Source organism: Anaerotignum faecicola (assembly GCA_024460105.1).
Taxonomy (GTDB): Bacteria; Bacillota; Clostridia; order Lachnospirales; family Anaerotignaceae; genus JANFXS01.
Window position 1 is genome coordinate 1 of the sequence record JANFXS010000235.1, and the last position, 467, is coordinate 467.

Sequence of the window (467 nt, forward strand, 5' to 3'; positions counted from 1 at the left end):
CTGCCGGAGGGGGAATATACGATCGCCCAGGCATTAAAGGATGCGGGATACGATACGTGGCATGTGGGAAAATGGCATCTGGGCGGAAGAGAGTTTTACCCGGAACATTTCGGCTTTGATGTCAATATAGGCGGCTGTTCCTGGGGCCATCCCCATGACGGGTACTTCAGTCCCTATGGAATCGAGACGCTTTCTGAGGGACCGGAAGGAGAGTATTTAACAGACAGGATCACAGATGAGGCGGTCCGTCTGCTGAGAGAACGGCAGGCCTGCGGCAGCAGGAAGCCATTTTACATGAACTTGTGCCATTATGCCGTACATACCCCGATTCAGGTTAAGGATGAGGACCGGGCGCGTTTTGAAAAGAAGGCGAGAGAGCTGGGGCTCGATAAGGAGACGGCTCTGGTGGAAGGCGAATTCCACCATACAGAGGATAAGAAGGGCCGCCGGGTGGTCAGAAGAGTGAT

1 protein-coding gene is annotated in these 467 nt (G+C 54.2%); it reads left to right on the forward strand.

The window, feature by feature from the left end; translation table 11 throughout:
• Positions 1-467: sulfatase-like hydrolase/transferase (locus NE664_13710; GenBank protein MCQ4727689.1), on the forward strand; the 467-nt coding region annotated here is incomplete at both ends.